The sequence below is a fragment of the Clostridium sp. X genome (assembly GCF_055755365.1).
Genome location: NZ_CM146912.1, coordinates 1,015,922 through 1,034,285, shown reverse-complemented (window position 1 = coordinate 1,034,285; position 18,364 = coordinate 1,015,922). Strand labels below are relative to the sequence as shown.

The 18,364-nt window shown below is 29.7% G+C and carries 16 protein-coding genes, 7 tRNA genes, 1 rRNA gene and 1 other annotated feature; of the genes, 5 read left to right on the top strand and 19 right to left on the bottom strand.

Going from position 1 to position 18,364, the window contains the following annotated elements:
- Positions 1 to 153 precede the first annotated feature (153 nt).
- The 4 genes from ACX0KU_RS05320 to ACX0KU_RS05305 form a co-directional block, all read right to left on the bottom strand.
- Positions 154 to 1,368 (bottom strand): Ger(x)C family spore germination protein, encoded by a 1,215-nt coding sequence (locus tag ACX0KU_RS05320; protein ID WP_472991843.1) that lies wholly within the window; start codon positions 1,366 to 1,368, stop codon positions 154 to 156.
- Positions 1,369 to 1,372: 4 nt separating this feature from the next.
- Complete coding sequence (locus ACX0KU_RS05315; RefSeq protein WP_472991842.1) at positions 1,373 to 2,473, bottom strand: GerAB/ArcD/ProY family transporter; 1,101 nt, start codon at positions 2,471 to 2,473, stop codon at positions 1,373 to 1,375.
- Positions 2,451 to 4,109 (bottom strand): spore germination protein, encoded by a 1,659-nt coding sequence (locus tag ACX0KU_RS05310; protein WP_472991841.1) that lies wholly within the window; start codon positions 4,107 to 4,109, stop codon positions 2,451 to 2,453. Before ACX0KU_RS05310 ends, ACX0KU_RS05315 begins: the two co-directional genes overlap by 23 nt.
- Before the next feature lie 159 nt (positions 4,110 to 4,268).
- Positions 4,269 to 4,345, bottom strand: a tRNA-Arg gene (locus tag ACX0KU_RS05305).
- A 198-nt stretch (positions 4,346 to 4,543) separates the two neighbouring features.
- Between ACX0KU_RS05305 and ACX0KU_RS05300 the strand changes: the two genes are divergently transcribed.
- The 3 genes from ACX0KU_RS05300 to ACX0KU_RS05290 all read left to right on the top strand — a co-directional run bounded on the left by ACX0KU_RS05300 (position 4,544) and on the right by ACX0KU_RS05290 (position 7,878).
- Complete coding sequence (locus ACX0KU_RS05300; protein WP_472991840.1) at positions 4,544 to 6,142, top strand: ABC1 kinase family protein; 1,599 nt, start codon at positions 4,544 to 4,546, stop codon at positions 6,140 to 6,142.
- Between the two features lie 14 nt (positions 6,143 to 6,156).
- Positions 6,157 to 6,882 carry a YwaF family protein gene (locus ACX0KU_RS05295; protein WP_472991839.1) on the top strand — a complete coding sequence of 242 codons (726 nt, stop codon included), beginning with the start codon at positions 6,157 to 6,159 and terminating at the stop codon, positions 6,880 to 6,882.
- 108 nt (positions 6,883 to 6,990) lie between these two features.
- On the top strand, positions 6,991 to 7,878 hold the full coding sequence (locus ACX0KU_RS05290) for a phosphatidylserine decarboxylase (protein ID WP_472991838.1): 888 nt from the start codon (positions 6,991 to 6,993) through the stop codon (positions 7,876 to 7,878).
- On the opposite strand, the gene ACX0KU_RS05285 is transcribed toward ACX0KU_RS05290, so the two are convergent.
- Positions 7,873 to 8,604, bottom strand: a complete 732-nt coding sequence (locus ACX0KU_RS05285; protein WP_472991837.1) for an MBL fold metallo-hydrolase — start codon at positions 8,602 to 8,604, stop codon at positions 7,873 to 7,875. The genes ACX0KU_RS05290 and ACX0KU_RS05285 overlap by 6 nt on opposite strands.
- 456 nt (positions 8,605 to 9,060) lie before the next feature.
- Here ACX0KU_RS05285 and ACX0KU_RS05280 point away from each other — a divergent pair, with 456 nt between their 5' ends.
- On the top strand, positions 9,061 to 9,300 hold the full coding sequence (locus ACX0KU_RS05280) for a SpoIID/LytB domain-containing protein (RefSeq protein ID WP_472991836.1): 240 nt from the start codon (positions 9,061 to 9,063) through the stop codon (positions 9,298 to 9,300).
- 50 nt (positions 9,301 to 9,350) lie between these two features.
- On the opposite strand, the gene ACX0KU_RS05275 is transcribed toward ACX0KU_RS05280, so the two are convergent.
- Complete coding sequence (locus ACX0KU_RS05275; protein WP_472991835.1) at positions 9,351 to 9,473, bottom strand: hypothetical protein; 123 nt, start codon at positions 9,471 to 9,473, stop codon at positions 9,351 to 9,353.
- Positions 9,474 to 9,624: 151 nt separating this feature from the next.
- On the opposite strand from ACX0KU_RS05275, the gene ACX0KU_RS05270 reads away from it, so the two are divergent.
- A complete protein-coding gene (locus tag ACX0KU_RS05270) occupies positions 9,625 to 10,125 on the top strand; it encodes a hypothetical protein (RefSeq protein ID WP_472991834.1) in 501 nt (166 codons plus the stop codon).
- A 70-nt stretch (positions 10,126 to 10,195) separates the two neighbouring features.
- Here ACX0KU_RS05270 and ACX0KU_RS05265 read toward each other — a convergent pair.
- From ACX0KU_RS05265 to rrf, 13 genes are all read right to left on the bottom strand, one after another.
- Positions 10,196 to 10,272, bottom strand: a tRNA-Arg gene (locus tag ACX0KU_RS05265).
- Between the two features lie 49 nt (positions 10,273 to 10,321).
- Positions 10,322 to 10,412: transfer RNA gene (locus ACX0KU_RS05260), tRNA-Ser, on the bottom strand.
- Between the two features lie 23 nt (positions 10,413 to 10,435).
- A tRNA-Ser gene (locus ACX0KU_RS05255) sits at positions 10,436 to 10,526 on the bottom strand.
- A gap of 77 nt (positions 10,527 to 10,603) precedes the next feature.
- Positions 10,604 to 10,694: transfer RNA gene (locus ACX0KU_RS05250), tRNA-Ser, on the bottom strand.
- A 61-nt stretch (positions 10,695 to 10,755) separates the two neighbouring features.
- On the bottom strand, positions 10,756 to 12,036 hold the full coding sequence (serS, locus tag ACX0KU_RS05245; RefSeq protein ID WP_472991833.1) for a serine--tRNA ligase: 1,281 nt from the start codon (positions 12,034 to 12,036) through the stop codon (positions 10,756 to 10,758).
- A gap of 81 nt (positions 12,037 to 12,117) precedes the next feature.
- Positions 12,118 to 12,313, bottom strand: a binding site (T-box leader).
- An 89-nt stretch (positions 12,314 to 12,402) separates the two neighbouring features.
- Positions 12,403 to 12,633, bottom strand: a complete 231-nt coding sequence (locus ACX0KU_RS05240) for a DUF1667 domain-containing protein (protein ID WP_472991832.1) — start codon at positions 12,631 to 12,633, stop codon at positions 12,403 to 12,405.
- 25 nt (positions 12,634 to 12,658) lie between these two features.
- The gene (locus tag ACX0KU_RS05235) at positions 12,659 to 14,047 is read right to left on the bottom strand and encodes an FAD-dependent oxidoreductase (RefSeq protein ID WP_472991831.1); all 1,389 of its coding nucleotides are present in this window, start codon (positions 14,045 to 14,047) and stop codon (positions 12,659 to 12,661) included.
- A 35-nt stretch (positions 14,048 to 14,082) separates the two neighbouring features.
- Entirely contained in the window at positions 14,083 to 16,800 is a 2,718-nt protein-coding gene (locus ACX0KU_RS05230; RefSeq protein WP_472991830.1) for a UPF0182 family protein, read from the bottom strand.
- Between the two features lie 44 nt (positions 16,801 to 16,844).
- On the bottom strand, positions 16,845 to 17,357 hold the full coding sequence (locus ACX0KU_RS05225) for a 3H domain-containing protein (RefSeq protein ID WP_472991829.1): 513 nt from the start codon (positions 17,355 to 17,357) through the stop codon (positions 16,845 to 16,847).
- Between the two features lie 10 nt (positions 17,358 to 17,367).
- Positions 17,368 to 17,886, bottom strand: coding sequence for an HD domain-containing protein (locus ACX0KU_RS05220; RefSeq protein WP_472991828.1), 519 nt, complete (start codon positions 17,884 to 17,886; stop codon positions 17,368 to 17,370).
- A gap of 111 nt (positions 17,887 to 17,997) precedes the next feature.
- Positions 17,998 to 18,073: transfer RNA gene (locus ACX0KU_RS05215), tRNA-Ala, on the bottom strand.
- Between the two features lie 3 nt (positions 18,074 to 18,076).
- A tRNA-Ile gene (locus tag ACX0KU_RS05210) sits at positions 18,077 to 18,153 on the bottom strand.
- Positions 18,154 to 18,157: 4 nt separating this feature from the next.
- Positions 18,158 to 18,274: ribosomal RNA gene (gene rrf, locus ACX0KU_RS05205) — 5S ribosomal RNA — on the bottom strand.
- Between the last annotated feature and the right edge of the window lie 90 nt (positions 18,275 to 18,364).

Below are 18,364 nucleotides of genomic sequence, written 5' to 3'. Positions count from 1 at the left end.
AATTATCTCCAATATAATCTTAATTTTCTCTTTACTTTCACCGATTATATCAGCTATAAAAATAATTTTCAATCTTATACTGAAGCAAGTTCTTACTGATGATAGCTTTCATAGAGCGTATGGGAGACTTACACAAAATTGGTCAGGTGAAATTTATTTTATTAATCCAACCTGTTCAATTTTAACACTTACCTTTATATTTGTTTTTACCTTAGGGAATACATTGTCCCAATCATCTTTTACTTTATCCCAAGTGTCAGGTGCATATCTTTGCATAACCTCATAAAAGAAAAATGTATCAGTACCATACTCTTTTTGAACATACTCAATAGTTTCCCTCATTTGTTTCTCTGCCTTTTTTTCAGCTAATTTTTCTACTTCCTTTATAAAATCTTCATCAAAGGCTCTTTTACCATGATCATGATTAATTTCTGCAATATTAAAAACTACCTTAGTATTAATATTAAAAGTTATCTCCTCTCCCTCAACTACTGGTTTAGTCTCAGTTTTTAAACTTCTTTGTTCTAGAGTAACTATACCTTTAGGATCATCTGGTGATTCTATTGTTAATGTACTTCCTAATGCATAACCTGATATCCATTTTAGATAATTCGTTTTTATTTCATCAAGCCACCCTACCATCTTATCCTTTTTAAATATAGCGCTGCCAGCATCCCTTATCTCCGTTTTACTTGGCACAATTCTAGGCAGTACAAAGTCATTACCACTATGTAAATTTGTCATTACTTGCCCAAGGTCTGTCTTATGAAGCATTCTAGAGGTTCTTATTGCATTGTTAGGTAATGCTTTTAAATAAAGACTTGCATAATCTTCTATTTTAGGTGTTACTTCTAAAACTTTAGAGGCTTTCCCTGGAGTAATGAAAATCTTTGTTCTTCGTCTCATTTCAGGATCTCTCATAATAAAATCAATAGCAGTATACATACCTTCTCTTGCAGCAGCTTCACTAATTACTACTACTTTAAGATGTTCATAAAAGGGTGGATAATCAAGTCTTGTTGAATACTCTCTATTCACTTCAAAAAATGAGTTTCCGAGTATTGTTAAGTTCCATGTTTTTGCTCTTATTCCTGTATCACCTCCACCATGTACTCCTGTTCCAGAAACAGCTTTACCTTTAGCTATTATTGGAAGTTGTATTGTATACGCATATTTAGGAACATCCGTCTCTGTCATTATTGTCTCTATTTTATTACTTCTAACCTCTCCTTCCTCTATTAAATCAACTGCTAATCCTAAAACATAACCTCTTTTTTCTATCCCAGTATAATCCCAACAACCTGAAAGTAAGCTTGTAGTTAGAAAAATTATAATTATAATTATATATCTGTTAAGTATTTTTTTCATGTTATCATCCCTTTCCTTTTTTTATTGTTGTTATCAAAAAAAATATTGGAAGATAACCTAGTATTAAACCCACGGCAAACTTATTGCTTATTAATAAATACTTATAAAGTTCTATTATGTTTTTAGGTATTAAAGCAATTATTAAAAAAATAGGAATTTGAAATAAAATAATTCTGTTAATACCTTTTTTACTCTTAACTTTAAATAATTCTTTAATATTTAAAGTCGTTATAATATAAAATACTATAATTGAAGTAATGGCATTTGGAATCCATGCAGCCATAAAGAAACTTTCTGTTCTCTCAAATATTTCTACTTCCATTTCTATAGTTTTAGCTAATGAAACTGCTGGGAAATTTAAATATTCAACTTCTATTACTCCAAATACAGCTAAGCTCATTAATATTAAAAGAAAATATATAAACATGGCTATTCCCACAGCTATTAATATCCACTTTTTTGTCTTTTTTGCATCCTCAAAGTAAGGCATAATGTAAGAAATTATGCAGCAGCTTAGTACAGTATCACTTCCTTCAACTGAGCCTCTTATAACTGGTTTAAAGCCATTATGCATAACAGGCATAATATTTTTAAAATCTGCATTTTTATAGGTCATTAATAATATCCCCAAAACTATTATTAGTACACCTGGTAGAAGAATATCAAATAAAATACTAGTAGTCCTAACTCCTTTTATGAGACAATAGGCACAAACATAAATAAATACACCTATGACTACAATTTTTGGTGTTCTATCTAATAAATAGGCTTCTATACTTTCTTGAAATAATCTTATAGATATACTAATAAACACTATATAGTAAATAGTTATTATTATAATACATAATCTACCAAAAAAATTTCCCAATACTTTAGTATTAATTTCAGCAAAATTCATTCTAGGATATTTAATAGACATTGAATAAAAAGCATACGCACATGCCATGGCAGCTATAGCGAGAATTATTATTGATATCCAGGCATCAGTCTTTGCATACTTAATTACATCTTTAGGTAAGTTTATTAGTGTTACATGTATCATTGTAAGTATTACTATACTCATCATACTTATAGCTTTTAATTTACCATTTGTCATAACTATCATCTACCTTAATATTACTATTGCCTCTTATATCATCTTCTGATTTTAGATTTGGTGGTCTTTTATATATCATTTTCTCATTAACTTTAATCATGCCATCTTTTAATGCTCCTATAGTATAAGGTGAGAAATCGCTCAAAAATCTTACTCCAAAATTTTCTAAAGATGCAAGATGAATTATTAAAATTATCCATCCCATAACTAGCCCATATAATCCAAGTATAGATGACATAATTAACAGAAAGATTCTTATTAAAATACATCCAAGAGTAAAATTATAATTTGGTAGTGCAAAAGAGGTTATAGCCGAACCTGCAACAATAATTACTATAATAGGACTTACTATCCCTGCCTGAACCACGGATTGGCCGATTACAAGACCACCAACTATACCTACTGTTGTACCCATGGCATTTGGAAGTCTTATTGCTGCTTCTTGAATCACATATAATGTAAGTTCCATAAGAATTACTTCTAATATTACTGGAAACGGAAGTCCTATTCTTGAGCCAGTTATGGATAGTGCAAGTGGAGTAGGTATCATACCTGTCTGGTATGATACCAGTGATAAATACAGTCCTTCAAGTGATGTACATATAACATAACTCATATACCTTATTAAACGAAGTAATGTACTTATAAGAGGAGTTTGAAAATAATCATCTGGAGATGAAATGAGCATATTAAAGGTTACAGGATTTATTAAAACAATAGGAGTTCCATCTACAATTACTACAACTCTTCCCTCAAGAAGATTTCCTACTACTGTGTCTAATCTTTCTGTAGCTAACATTTGAGGTAAAATTAACCAATTGGGTTTCTGCAAAATTTGTTCTAACTGTCCAGAACCTATAACTCCATCCCTATCTATCTCATTTATTCTTTGTATTATTCCTTTAGGTATTTCCTTATCGACAACACCACTTATATATATTACTCCTATATCCTTTTGACTTCTTTCCCCTAGCTTAACTATTTCTACACATAAGTTAGGGTCTCTTATTTGTCTTCTTATTAAAGTTATATTAGTATTAATATTTTCTGTAAGTCCAACTCTTGATCCTCTTATTGTCTGCTCAGTTTCAGGAGTTTCTAATGATCTTTCTCTTTCACTTTTACTTTTTATAATTAAAGCAGTAGAACTTCCCTGTAAAAATAGTAATGTACTTCCAGACAATAAATTTAAAATCAATACATCAAAAGTATTTACCTCATTTATGGTAAGTACTTGTAATACTCTATTTTTTAATTCTGAAATACTTATATCACCTGTATTTATACTTAAATCTTTATTATTTATATCTGTGTTTGTATTTACGTCTTTACTCTTATTTGTATCCTTATTATTACTTGTATTATTTGCATTTGCATTTGTATTTGTATCTGTATTGGTATTTATATTCATATTTGAGATAAGGGGGGCAATCACATAATCTTGAACTATCTTATCATCGATAACGCTTTCTATGTACACCAATAATATTTCTCTATTTTCGCTTCCGTAATTTAATTTCTTAAATCTTAAATCATCACTTTTACTAAGTATTTCTTTTATAAAGTTTTCATTGTCTATTACATTTACAGACACATAATTCTCTTTTAGACTTTTATAATCAGGTCCTATTACTTTTTCTCTCATGGCAAATACTATCCTCTTTTCTAGTATTTTATATATTCTAGTATCTGCAATATAAGAAAATATATTATATTTTTTAGTATTATGAGATATAAAACTTTTGACATTAAAAATAACCATCTAGAAGATTTTCTTAGATGGTTATTTTATATGTTTTATATATGGTGCACCCAAAGGGAGTCGAACCCCTGGCCTTCCCCTTAGGAGGGGGACGCTCTATCCTACTGAGCTATGGATGCTTATTATGTTTTACTTTAATATTTTATTTCAATTTTTTAACAATGTCAACCTAATATAAAAATTTATTAACTATAATTTTTAAAATTCATCTTTATACTTAGAATTATATTACTTATAAATATATATTTAAATAGGCACAATAACTACTAATATTAATTATTTATTTTACAATACTAAACTTCTAAGAGGTACATAATATGTCCAAAAATTCAGTGCAAAGATTTAGAGAAATAGTTAAAACTCTTGCCTTTTATGGCTATGGATATATCGTAGGTCACAAAATAAAAAATGACAAAAATAATCCTAAAAACTTGAGGAAAGCTTTTGAAGATTTAGGTCCTACATTTATTAAAATAGGTCAGATATTAAGTACACGCCCTGACTTGCTCTCACCAGAATATATAGATGAACTATCTAAGCTTCAAGATAACGTAGCTAGTGAACCTTTTAAAAACATTGAAACTGTATTTATTGAAGAGTTTAATAAGCCTATAGATCAGGTCTTTAAACAATTTAATAGAGTGCCCCTTGCATCTGCCTCTATGGCTCAAGTTCATGAGGCTATTTTAAGAGATGGAACAAATGTTATAGTAAAAATTCAACGTCCTAAGATAGCTTTAAAAATGGCATTAGATATATCTATTCTCTATAAAATATCTAAACTCGCTAAATCAAAGCTTGGTAATTCTATAATAGATTTAGATGAAGCTTTAGATGAACTTAAAATATCCACAGAGCAAGAGTTAGATTTTAGAAATGAAGCTAAAAATATAGAATGCTTTAGAAAACTAAATAAAGATGAGGAATTTATAGTAGCTCCCTATGTTGTTCATGATTTATCCAAAGAACGAGTTATAACAATGGAAAAAATAGATGGCATTAAAGTTAGTAATTCAAAAAAACTTAAAGAAAAAGGATATAACTTATCAGATATAGGTAAAAGAATAGCCCTCTCCTATTGTAAACAAGTTTTTGAAGATGGTTTTTTTCACGGTGATCCTCACCCTGGAAATATTCTCATATCAAATGGCAAAATTTGTTTCATAGATTTTGGTATTATGGGTACATTATCTAAATCATTAAAGTCTGCCTTAAGTGATATGATGTTCGCAGTAGCATCAAGGGATATTAACAAACTTGTATCAGTTATTATGTCAATAGGGATTAAACGAGGGTATGTAAATAGAAACAAACTTTTTGAAGATATAGATTATCTTATGGATAGTTATTTGTCTACTTCTCTTTCAAACATAAAAATTTCTTCACTACTAGAGGATCTTTTAGATACAGCAAAACAAAACAATATAAGACTTCCAAAGGACTTTACTATGCTTATAAGAAGTCTACTTATAATAGAAGGTGTTATAGTCAAACTCTCTCCTGATATTCAGATAATAGATGTTGTTATTTCTTATGTGAAGAATAATAATAAATTTTCTATAAGTGATATTAATCTAAATGAAATTTTAATTAGAGGTTTTCGCTTTACTAAGGATTCTTCAAGACTTCCTACTAAGCTTATTGAACTTAGTGATAGCATACTGCAAGGAAGAGCCAAAATACAGCTAGAGTATAAAAACTTGAATAAAACTATAAATGAACTACACAAAATGATTAATAGACTAATTATTAGTCTTGTCATATCTTCCATGATAATAGGTTCTTCTCTAGTATTAAATACAAATGTAGGGCCTAAGCATTATAATATATCTTTACTTGGGCTATCTGGCTTTGCCATAGCAGCTTTTATGGGATTGTTACTTCTTATATCTATACTACGGTCTGGAAAAATATAAAAGAGGTGAATCGTATGAACTTTTTAGATATGTTTTGGCGAGATAACACAGAAAATCATATATCTAAACCTTTTTCAATTTATCATATTATAAGTCTAGTTATAATCTTTTCTATAATTTTACTTATATATAAATTTAAAGATGCTATACATGACTCAGTATATAAAGAGGTTTATTCATATATTATTGGATTTACTTTGATACTTCACCAAATTTCTATTTATGTTTGGTATATTACTAATAACAGACTTAATTTAAAAGAATCTTTACCCCTGTATCTGTGCAGGATATCAATTATACTTTGTATCATAATGATTTTTACTAAAAGCCATAAAATTTTTGATATAGTTTACTTTTGGGGACTAGGTGGGGCAACTATAGCACTAATTTTTCATGATACCTCATTATATCCATTTCCCCACTATATATTTATTCAATTTTTTATATCTCATGGATTCATTTTAATTGCAACATTTTTTATGATGTTTGTATATAGATATACTCCAAACTTAAATTCACTAATAAGAGCTTTAAATTGGACCTTAATATACTTCTTATTAACTATACCTATAAACTATTTAGTTGATGGTAACTATTGCTATTTGAGATATAGGCCATATGCTACACCCCTTGATTATTTGCCTAATGATCCTATTTTCTTTGCTCCTTTTATTATTATAGGAATATGCATACTTTTCTTAATTCTATATCTTCCTTTTAGAAGAAAAGTATATTTTTAATTGCCTATAAAAACATTAATACTCTAAACTATCTTAGTTTTATGGTAATATATTCTTAGTACATTATAACTATTGTTATAAAAAATATTTTATTAGTGAGGATTGTTTATGATTAAGTATTTTAATAGAAAAACAAACGCTTATGAAGTTGAAAAAGTAGCTGGTGGGAAATATTTAGAGTGGACTTATTCTTCTCCTATAGGTATGAAGTCTCTTGATCTTATAGTTAAAAAAAAGGCTTTCACTCTAGCCTATGGAAAGTATTGCGATTCAGTTTTTAGTAAAAGAAAAATCCAAAAATTTATAGATGATTTTAAAATAGATGAAAACGACTTTAAACATGATAAGTCTCATTACAGAAACTTTAATGATTTTTTTGCACGAAATTTAGCTAAAGAGGCTAGGCCAATTAAATTTGATTCTGATATATTAATTTCTCCTGGAGATGGGAGACTCTTTGCTTATGAAAATATTGATATTGATAATTTAGTTCAAGTAAAAGGTATAACCTATAGTTTAAGAGAACTAGTTCAAAATGACTCTCTTGCAGAAAAATATAATGATGGTGTCTGTCTTATATTAAGACTTGCTCCAATAGATTATCATAGATTTCACTTTATAGATAATGGTATTTGCGAGAAAAGAGTAAAGATTAAAGGTTTATATTATTCTGTTAATCCTATTGCACTAAATAAAATACCAAAGTTATTTTGTGAGAACAAAAGAGAATATAGTCTCTTCCACTCTCATAACTTTGGTGATGTCTTATATGTTGATATTGGTGCTACCTGTGTTGGTTCAATAATTCAAACATATACTCCTAATGTTGCTATCAATAAGGGGGATGAAAAAGGATACTTTAAATTTGGTGGCTCTACTATTATCTTATTCTTTGAAAAGAATAAGATTTCTATTGATCAGGATATAATAGAAGAGACTAGAAGAGGCTTTGAGTGTAAGGTACATATTGGTGAACAGATAGGCCTTAAGTTATAACTTAAATACTACTCCCGTTTCAGCCTTACATACGTCACCATTAAATTCTCCTATAGCTTCTTTTACTAAGTCATCAGTATTTCCATAGTGAGGAAAATGAGTTAATACTAATTTTTTAACCTTAGATATATTGGCTATCTTACCTACTTCTCCAGCTGTAAGATGGCCGTCTATCTGTCCTTTTTGCTTATTAAAAAGACTAGTTTCACATATAAACAAATCAGCCTTATCTGCTATATTAATTAGCTCGTCACACCATTCTGTATCTGCACTATAGACTAAAACTTTTCCTTGTTCTTCAAACCTCATTGCTAAACATGGTACTGGATGCTTCATCCATTTAAAACTTATGCTTAAATCATTAAAATTGAGTACAGTGTCCTCATCTATCTTCTTTCCTATACTTCCATCTTTATAATTTAAATCATTAAACTTTGCGTCTAAATTATGTGCATAAATCTCTAGTTGCTTTTCCCTCATTCCTAATTTTAATGCTAGTGAAGCTTGATATTGAAAAGAGAATATATCTGACATATGATCTGCATGGTAATGTGATAAAATTACAGCATCTATTTTAGATAAATCAATGTAGTTTTGAACCTTAGAAAGTACTCCTGAACCACAATCTATTAAGATATTATAATTTGATGTTTCTAATAAATATCCTGTTGTTGCCTCATTTTTCTTTGGAAAAGCTCCCCAATATCCAATTACGGTAATCTTCATTTTAATTTCTCCTCTCATAAATTTACTTTACATAGTCTTATTATGTTCAATTTATCCTTTTAGGATTAACACTCTATATAAATAATATTACATTCTATACTTATACGTCTATTTACTTATGCAATATTACTATTTTCTATATTATGTTTCCTATATTTCCTGAGTTTCCACTAAAAATTTATCCATATGTGGAAAAATACTTTGAGAATATATAATATGTGAGTTACTATAATTCAGGTAAAATTCTAATAAGGAGGTATAATAAGTGTAAACGGTATAGACTATTCATAAGTTAGTCTGATTCCTTAATCATCTTCTAACCTTATCACTCTTACCAGTGAAACTATAACCTATAAATATCAAGGAAAATTTTATTTTAAAATAAATTCTGGAAAGATACTTCCTGTAAACTCATTAGACATGGAAATCTATCTAAAAGGTGTTGTTGGTTAGGAAATGTCTGATTATTTTCCATTAGCAGCTCTCAAAGCCCAGGCAGTAGCTGAAAGGAATTATGCCTTATTCAAGCTTGGAGCTGAGTCTGCAAAGGGATACGACTTTGATGATACAGTAATGTATCAGGTTTATAAGGGATATGATGATAAACTTCAAAATGTTATCCGAGCTGTTAATGAAACTAGGTTCATCATTCTACTCCATAACGATAAATTAATTGAAGCCTTATATTCAGCCTGACATGGTGGCTATTCTGAAGATGCCGTCAATGTATGGGGTAATTCAGTAACTTATTTAAAATCAAAGGCAGATACTTTTGAAAGTGATTCATGTCCAAATGGAAGCAGAATCTTTACAAGTGCCCAAGTAGATTCTACATTAAAATCTAGAGGTTGGCTTTTATCTACAGACACGTTTATTAGGCTGGATCTTTATTCTATCACTAGATTTACTAGCGGGAGAGTTGCAAGCATTGATATTATTTATGGCGATTCAACTGGAACAATTAGAACAAAGTCAGCTACTAGGGATAAAACTCGTACTTTCCTTGGTCTGCCGAGCAACATGTATAATGTTGTCTACGATTCCGGAACTAATGTCTATACCTTCAATTGGAAAGGCTATTGCCACGGCCCTGGAAACTATGAGATAGTTTCTTATATAAAGAACAAGTATTCTTCTCTAGTCTTTGATGAGAAGCAATCTAGGTTTGTTAATGTTATAAATACTAATATATCCATGATAACCTTAGAAGCTTATGCCTCTCAACAAATAGTTTCAGCTAAATCTATAGGTAAAATGTTCATTAATACTCCTATAAACATAGCATCAGATATTAAACCCGGTAGCAATTCTGGATATGAAATAAGATATCAGCTTTATCTCAATGGAGCTTTCCTAGAAGAAAAAGCTTTAGAATCTTCTACTGAGTTTTCATTTACTCCAAGTAAAGTTGGTAAATATACTATTATTCCTTATGTAAAAGACACTCTTTCAGTAAAAAGCTTTGATGCTATGAATAGTTTACTTTTAAAAATTCCTGAGATAAAAACAACATTATATTAATTCTACATTCATAATTATTAACTTTACAAGAACACAAAAAAGGCTTTCCGAAACTCGGAAAGCCTTTTTATGGTGCGGCGGAGAAGATTCGAACTCCCGACCAACTGGTTCGTAGCCAGCTACTCTATCCAACTGAGCTACCGCCGCATATAATATAACTTTTTATTAAAAAACACCCAATTTTACTTGAGTGTTTTGGCGGAGAAAGAGGGATTTGAACCCTCGCGCCGGTTACCCGACCTACGCCCTTAGCAGGGGCGCCTCTTCGGCCACTTGAGTATTTCTCCATAGCTTACATTTAAGAAAATAATGGCGGAGAGATAGGGATTCGAACCCTAGGTGCGCTCACACGCACGCCGGTTTTCAAGACCGGTGCCTTAAACCAACTCGACCATCTCTCCGTGTCATACTTAAGTATTATAATATAATTTCTTAAGTCTGTCAATACTATTTTATTTTATTTTAAAAATATAAAATATGGCGGAGAGATAGGGATTCGAACCCTAGGTGCGCTCACACGCACGCCGGTTTTCAAGACCGGTGCCTTAAACCAACTCGACCATCTCTCCGTATTACGACGATATTAATTATAACAAGATACCGTCGTATTGTCAACATTTTTATATATTATTATTTTAAAATATCTTTATTTGCCATGTACGGTCTTAATACCTCTGGAATTGTAACTGTTCCATCAGCATTTTGGTAATTTTCAAGAATAGCAGCAACAGTTCTTCCTATAGCTACTCCTGAACCATTTAGCGTATGAACAAATTCTGGTTTAGCTTTAGCGTCTTCTCTATATCTTATATTAGCACGTCTTGCTTGGAAGTCTTCAAAATTACTACAACTTGAAATCTCTACATATCTATTATAACTTGGCATCCATACCTCTATATCGTACTTTAATGCTGCTGTAAAGCCTAAATCACCTTTACATATTCTAACTACTCTATATGGAAGTCCTAAGCCTTTAAGAACTGATTCAGCGTCATTAGTTAGCTTTTCAAGTTCCTCATAAGACTGCTCTGGTTTTGCAAATTTAACAAGTTCAACCTTATTAAATTGATGTTGTCGTACAAGTCCTCTTGTATCTCTTCCTGATGAACCAGCTTCTGCTCTAAAGCAAGCACTATATGCAGCATGTTTTATAGGAAGCTCATCTCCGCTTAAAATTTCATCTCTATACATATTAGTTACAGGCACTTCTGCTGTAGGAATTAAAAAATATCCGTTATTCTCTACTTTAAATGCATCTTCTTCAAATTTAGGAAGTTGCCCTGTTCCTATCATACTATCTCTATTAACCATATATGGTGGAAGTATCTCTTCATATCCATTTTCTAAAGTATGAGTATCTAAGAAGTAGCTTATTATAGATCTTTCTAGTCTAGCACCAAGTCCTTTATAAAGAGTAAATCTTGAACCAGTTATCTTTCCTGCTCTTTCAAAATCTAATAAACCTAAATCAGGTCCAATATCCCAATGAGCTTTTGCTTCAAAATCAAAGTTTCTAGGTTCTCCCCATTTTCTAATCTCTATATTATCTTCATCAGTTTTACCCTCAGGTACATTAGGATTAGGAACATTAGGTATTCTAAGCATTATGTATTTTATTTTTTCATCCACTTCGCTTAGTTCTACATCATATTCTTTAATTTTATCTGCAAGCTCTTTCATATCTTCCATTACTCCACTTACATCTTTTCCTTCTTTTTTTAGCTTTCCTATTTGTGAAGATTCATTATTTCTTTTATTTTTTAATTGCTCAACTTGTACTAGTATCTCTCTTCTTCTCTCATCAAGAGCAATTACATTATCTATTAAGTTAGAGTCAAAGTCCTCTCCTCTACCCTCCATTATTTTTTTAATTTCTTCTGTATTTGTTCTTATTCTCTTTAGATCTAACATTTATGATTTTCCTCCTTGTTAGTATAAATATATTTTAAAAAGATTATTTTCAAACAAAAAAAGTCTTCTCGCCTACTAAAAAGTAGGGACGAAAAGACTCCGCGTTACCACCCTAATTGGTTTATAAATAAACCCTCTTATAAATTTAACGACCTTTGCCGTATTGCTCATCACAATCCCTCAGAGGCGGATTCACATTATATAAAGTATGAGTTTACACCATCCACTCACTCTCTTAAACAATATATTATGTTACTATCCTCTTCAATGGTTTAAATATTAATTTTTAAACTATTATAATTATAATATAACAAATTGTCAATAAATTATTTATGATATATCAATCTTTTAATATATATAATGTTTTTAATAATGTATAGATTTAGTACACACTATGTCTACTCCTGTATTTAGTATATTTCTGCATATTATATCTCCACATTTTATAGGAGCTCCTACATGTATCCTACTTAGAGCCTTAGAGCATTCAATTAATAATTTTTTATCTATGGGTTTATTACTTTTTACTGGTACTACACTACAATTTGCCCCTTTTATTCTCACAATAGATGTAAAAATTTTTTTATCATCTTTCATTATACTTACACCACCTGTACACCCTTTACATATGATTAAATTCTTTTATTCTATTTAACAGTATCTTAGAATTTTTTGAATCCTTAACTATATCTGTCATGCTTTTATTAGTTTCCCTAGCTAATATAGACACTATTTTATTTGTACAATATGCTCCTTTACAGCTACCTAATGACGCTCCGGTTCTTCTTTTTACACCTTCTAAAGTTCTTGCACCTAGTGGCCTTCTTATAGAATCTATAATTTCTCCTTCTGTAACCTTATTACACATACAAATCATCTTTCCATATTTTTTGTCTACCCTTATTATTGAACTTCTTTCTTCATTTGTCATGTCTCTAAATCTATATATATCTCTTCTTTTATCTGTAAAATCACTCTTTAATCTACATTTTAGATTAACTTCAACAGTTTCTCCAATAACTTTAGCTATTGAAGGAGTCATTGTAACCTCCGCATAATTTTTTCCTGTTATCTTAATATAGCCTTTATCTACTAAACTATCATCAATTACTATTGAATCGTTATAATAGGGTGATTGATAATAAGTATTGATATCTTCTGGTTTAATGCCATGCATTATTGAACCAATCTTTTTATAACATTCCTCGTAAGTAATGCTTTCACTTGATTTAACAGCAGCAATATAGGTTCCTTGTACTGTTGGATGTATATATATTTCTTCATTTCCATTGGAACTAAATATTATATTATTAAAACACCCCTTAAATGTTTTTTCTATTAAGAAATAACTTAAATAACCCTTTTTATCATTCATTGCTTCCTTAAATCCGTCAACATTATAATCCTCAGGTGTAGTATTTATAACCATCTTACATGTGAATTTATTTTTATTGGTAATAACTTTAAATCCTCTATTTACTTTGCTAATACCCTCAACAATCTCTTCAAGCTTAAAGGATACCCCATTATCAAAGGCAATTTCTCCATAAGCTATTCCTAAGTCATAAGGGCATATTACACCTGTATTATGAGAGTATATAGCCTTTTTTACATTAATATTTAAATTAGGCTCCATTTCATATATATTTTTACTATCTAAAAGAGCTATATTAGGAATATTCTTTTTAATAGCTATTTCATACATTGATTCCAGTTCTTCTTCTTGTTTACTATTTTGAGCAACAATTATGGAATCTTTTCTTACAAAAGGAATATCAAATTTTAAAGCTAAGCTATTTATTATATCATTTCCCATAAATTCGAGCTTTGACATTATATTATCTTCACATTGTATTCCATCATATATTATAGCGGAGTTTACTAGTGCCACATCATCAGCTATATCATAGTCTTTTTCAATAAGTGCTATATTTAAGCTAAATTTTGATAACTCATATGCTATTGCACACCCTATAAGCCCTCCACCCAATATGAGAACATCATAATCCATACTAATCCTCCAAAGTAAGTCTCTTTATCTTATGACTATTCACTTAGTTTATTTAACACTTCTCCTAATTCTTTTATATACTCACCATATTTAGCCCAATCACCGCTCTTTTGAGCCTCTAGTGCGTTATTATATATATCCTTAGCCTCTTTAATTTCATCTGGTGTTTTTATAATAACTCCATTATTATCTTCCTTTATATCATTATTATCTTTATAATTAAATAATTTTCTAAGGGCTTCATCTATATTTTCGGCTAATATAATCTTATCTGCATAAGATACTATAACCCTTTTCATCTCTGGTATACTTTTTTCTCCCTGCGCCCTTAAATATAGAGGTTCTACATATAATAAAGAGTTTTCAATAGGAATAATCATAGTATTGCCAAATTGAACTTCTGATCCCTTAGCATCCCATAAAGATATTTCCTTTGATATAGTTGTATCTTGATTTATCTTTTGTTTAAATAAAATCGGACTATTTACAGTTCCACTTTCTGTAGTGGGAAATTTATATAGTACCATTTTACCATAATTATCCTTATCCATTCTAGCCCCAAATATAGCTACCATATTTTCTCTCTGATTTTGATTAAAATATTCAAGTAATAAAATCTCTTCTTTTTCTTCTCCTGGGAGTTTCATAGTTACATAAGAGGCTTCATTTATAGAATCTTCTCCCTCGACTGTCTTTTGACTCTTAGATATATCCCATACATTTTGACCACTAAAGAAGGAATTTACATCATTCACATGATATTTTTCTAAGACTTTACATTGAATCAAAAACATGTCTTCAGGATATCTTAAATGCTCATTAAAGCCTTCTGGAAGCTTATTTATATCTTTAAATAGTTTAGGGAATACTTTTGAGTAACTAACCGCTATAGGATCATTTTTATCAACTAAATAGAAGTCCATAGTACCATCTAATGCATCCACTGTAACCTTAACTGAATTTCTAATATAATTAACATTATTTATAGGCTCTGAGAAAGGATACCTATTAGATGAAGTGTATCCATCTAATATCCAATAAAGCTTTCCCTTATTTATAACTATATATGGATCCTTATCATATGTTAAGAAAGGAGCTACAGCCTTTGCTCTTTCTATTATATTTCTTCTTATTAAAATCTTACTTTCACTAGTTATATCTCCAGACAATAAAAACTTTATATCATTTTGATTAATGGCGAAAAGTAGTCTATTAAAAAAGTTCATCTTTATACCAAGATTACCGTCGTAATTCTTAGTTGCATTTTCTCCATTTTCTTTAGGATAATCCATCTCATTTATTTTAGTATTAACTAGAGCATATTCGTTAGTTTTCTCCCCAAAGTAAATCCTTGGTTCATCAATTTTTATATCTGATTTATTTAATAAAGGCATATCTTTTACTATAAAATCAGGTTTACCCTCTGGCGTAACTGAATTAACTTTACTTACAACTACACCATATCCATGAGTGTAAGTTAAATGTTTATTTTGCCAAGTACTTGCTTTATCTTGTAGCTTATCATACATTATTTCTCTTGGTGCTATAAATACTTGAGTATATTTTCCATTTACAATATATCTATCTATATCTATATCGTTAAAACCATAATAATTCTTTTTACTTTCAACCTGGTTATAAAACTCTAGAGCTGGTACTACAGAGTTTACATTTATATTTTTTATAGTAGCTTTATTTCTATCTATAACTTCTTTAGTAAGGTTATTTGATATTGGATACATCTGCTCTCGTATATCGTCTAACTTAAAAGCTTTTTTAGTATAATCCATATTGTATTCTATAAAAGGCGTCTCAAGTCTTCTCTCATTAGATTTTACTATAAACTTTTGCCATGCCCCTGCTACAACACCTTCAGAAACAATAAGTAAAAATATAAGTATTATTGAAATTATTATTGGCTTTGTTTTAGATTTTAAGATACTAATAAATACAACTATAGATGATAATATAGAAGCAATTACTATAGCTTGATAAAATCTAAGAGTTATCTTTGTATCCGTATAGCTAGCCCCAAAAGCTAGTCCTCTAGGAGAATATACTAAATTTAATGCCTTTAACCCATGTCCTATTCCTATACATACAAGTAAAATTGCTGCTAGTATAGCTAACTGTTTACCTGCAAACTTAGTTATTCCACTTTTAAAATTAATAACTTCTTTAAGGTTTCCTAAAGATTCTCTTCCATACACTACTTTATCTTTAGTAATCAGTGCAATATATATTGTAAATGTTATAACTGCAAATAATATTAAAAGAGATAGTATTATACTATAAAGAGACTCTATTAAAGGTAACTTAAAAATAAAAAATGATATATCCATATTAAATATAGGATCTTTAACATTAAAACTTGTTGAGTTAGTAAACTGCAATATTTTATACCAGTACATTGATGCAAACATAAATGATACTATAAATGACACTACAGTACTTAAAACCAAAATTATCTTTCTTTCTCTTTTTTCATTTATTAGATTTACATCAATAACTTTTTTCCATCTGATTATACTTTTTTTAATACTTTTTATATAGAACCAAATCGATATAAAACAAAGTATAAATATAGGCAACATTAACTTTATAGTAGCTGTTATTTTAGTTAAGTATACAGATAAGTATCCAACTTGATTAAACCATTTTAAGTCAATAATTATATTTACTATCTGACTTAAGAAAAACAAAAACAAAATTAGTATTAAGGAACTATTTATAAGTAGCCTTTTTCTTTTCATATCCCCACTCCCTCTTTATATACGGATTAAATCGTTATTAATAATTAATCAATAAGATATCCCTTAGTTCTTAATTCCATAATAATTTTTTCTAGATTTTCCTTACTATCTACCCATATAGTATGCAAATGAATCCCTCTAGTAAGGGATAATAAAGGTTCTGCATCATATTCTTTTATTTTCTCTGTAAAGCTCTGGATATCATATGGTGTTTTTATCATTAACATAGCCTTAATTTCTCCATATAGAGCATGTTCTACAATTACATCTTTCACTATGCCACCATACTTAATTACACATTCTAACTCATCACCGATATCTTCTCTTCCATGAGAAAGTGCTATAATTTTTTCTAGTCCTAAAATCTCCTTCTGCGGAATCATATATCCTTCTGGGGTAGCTATTATATTAATACCTTCTGCTCTTAATATAGCTACATCTTTTACTATAATCTGTCTAGTAACTCCTAACTCATCAGCTAATTCTTGACCTTTCTTAGGTATATTGTCTTTATTTAATAAGTCTTTAATATATTCTCTTCTTGTCTTGGAAATCATTTATATCACCTCAATTTTTACTATCACATTTTTTTAATATTTCTAACTCATCATCATTAACTATTTCTTTATTATGATGATTTCTAACTAAATATAAAATTCTTTCATCATCTAAATAATTTTTTAAAATATTATAACCTTTCTCTGGATGATTATAATATACATCAACTTTCTTAATCCCTATAAATTTTTTAAGTTTACCTTTAGTAAATCTATGTAATAAAACCAAAAGTGATTTATCAATTACAGTTAAACTTACTTCTATTTTACCTATATCATGCAATAAAGCAGCTCTAACTAATCTATATTCATCCTCTTTATTTTTAATAAGCTTTTTAACATCTCTTGCTGTTCTAATTGAATGTAGCTGTTCATTTTTATTTAGCAACCTAAATAAGTCTAACTCATGACTATTTAAATGTATTTCTATAAATTCTTTATCTGATTTTTTTATCCTAGAAATAAGACCCCAATAAAATTGTTTTAACCTATATAACATAATTACTCCAGCCTCTAATGTATATTCCATTTACCTACATGATATCATATATTTATAATTTTCCAAATATATCAATAAAATATTATATTATTTTTATATAAATAAAAAAGAACAGTCTTGTAATTAACAAGACTGTTCTTTTGGTGGAGATAAAGAGATTCGAACTCTTGACCCCCTGCGTGCAAGGCAGGTGCTCTCCCAACTGAGCTATACCCCCATATGGTGGACCTTCAGGGACTCGAACCCCGGACCAACCGGTTATGAGCCGGTTGCTCTAACCAACTGAGCTAAAGATCCATAGACCTGGCGATGTCCTACTCTTCCACACCGTCTCCAGTGCAGTACCATCGGCGCTGTGAAGCTTAACCATCGTGTTCGGGATGGGTACGGGTGTATCCTTCACGCCATAATCACCAGATATTGTGCTGATTGATTACTCGTAAGTTTTACTCTGGAGTATCCTTACAGTATTAAATTATATCACTATAACTTATATCTGTCAACACTT

What these genes read in the sequence shown, in the direction of transcription:
- ACX0KU_RS05310 (WP_472991841.1), bottom strand. Translation starts at nt 4,109, where the DNA reads ATGAGAGAAAAAGTAATAGGACCTGATTATAAAAGTCTAAAAGAGAAT.
- ACX0KU_RS05300 (WP_472991840.1), top strand. Translation starts at nt 4,544, where the DNA reads ATGTCCAAAAATTCAGTGCAAAGATTTAGAGAAATAGTTAAAACTCTT.
- ACX0KU_RS05320 (WP_472991843.1), bottom strand. Translation starts at nt 1,368, where the DNA reads ATGAAAAAAATACTTAACAGATATATAATTATAATTATAATTTTTCTA.
- ACX0KU_RS05240 (WP_472991832.1), bottom strand. Translation starts at nt 12,633, where the DNA reads ATGAAAGATGATAAAAAAATTTTTACATCTATTGTGAGAATAAAAGGG.
- ACX0KU_RS05220 (WP_472991828.1), bottom strand. Translation starts at nt 17,886, where the DNA reads ATGGAATATACATTAGAGGCTGGAGTAATTATGTTATATAGGTTAAAA.
- serS (WP_472991833.1), bottom strand. Translation starts at nt 12,036, where the DNA reads ATGTTAGATCTAAAGAGAATAAGAACAAATACAGAAGAAATTAAAAAA.
- ACX0KU_RS05295 (WP_472991839.1), top strand. Translation starts at nt 6,157, where the DNA reads ATGAACTTTTTAGATATGTTTTGGCGAGATAACACAGAAAATCATATA.
- ACX0KU_RS05225 (WP_472991829.1), bottom strand. Translation starts at nt 17,357, where the DNA reads ATGATTTCCAAGACAAGAAGAGAATATATTAAAGACTTATTAAATAAA.
- ACX0KU_RS05290 (WP_472991838.1), top strand. Translation starts at nt 6,991, where the DNA reads ATGATTAAGTATTTTAATAGAAAAACAAACGCTTATGAAGTTGAAAAA.
- ACX0KU_RS05280 (WP_472991836.1), top strand. Translation starts at nt 9,061, where the DNA reads ATGTCTGATTATTTTCCATTAGCAGCTCTCAAAGCCCAGGCAGTAGCT.
- ACX0KU_RS05285 (WP_472991837.1), bottom strand. Translation starts at nt 8,604, where the DNA reads ATGAAGATTACCGTAATTGGATATTGGGGAGCTTTTCCAAAGAAAAAT.
- ACX0KU_RS05230 (WP_472991830.1), bottom strand. Translation starts at nt 16,800, where the DNA reads ATGAAAAGAAAAAGGCTACTTATAAATAGTTCCTTAATACTAATTTTG.
- ACX0KU_RS05235 (WP_472991831.1), bottom strand. Translation starts at nt 14,047, where the DNA reads ATGGATTATGATGTTCTCATATTGGGTGGAGGGCTTATAGGGTGTGCA.
- ACX0KU_RS05315 (WP_472991842.1), bottom strand. Translation starts at nt 2,473, where the DNA reads ATGATAGTTATGACAAATGGTAAATTAAAAGCTATAAGTATGATGAGT.
- ACX0KU_RS05270 (WP_472991834.1), top strand. Translation starts at nt 9,625, where the DNA reads ATGTATAATGTTGTCTACGATTCCGGAACTAATGTCTATACCTTCAAT.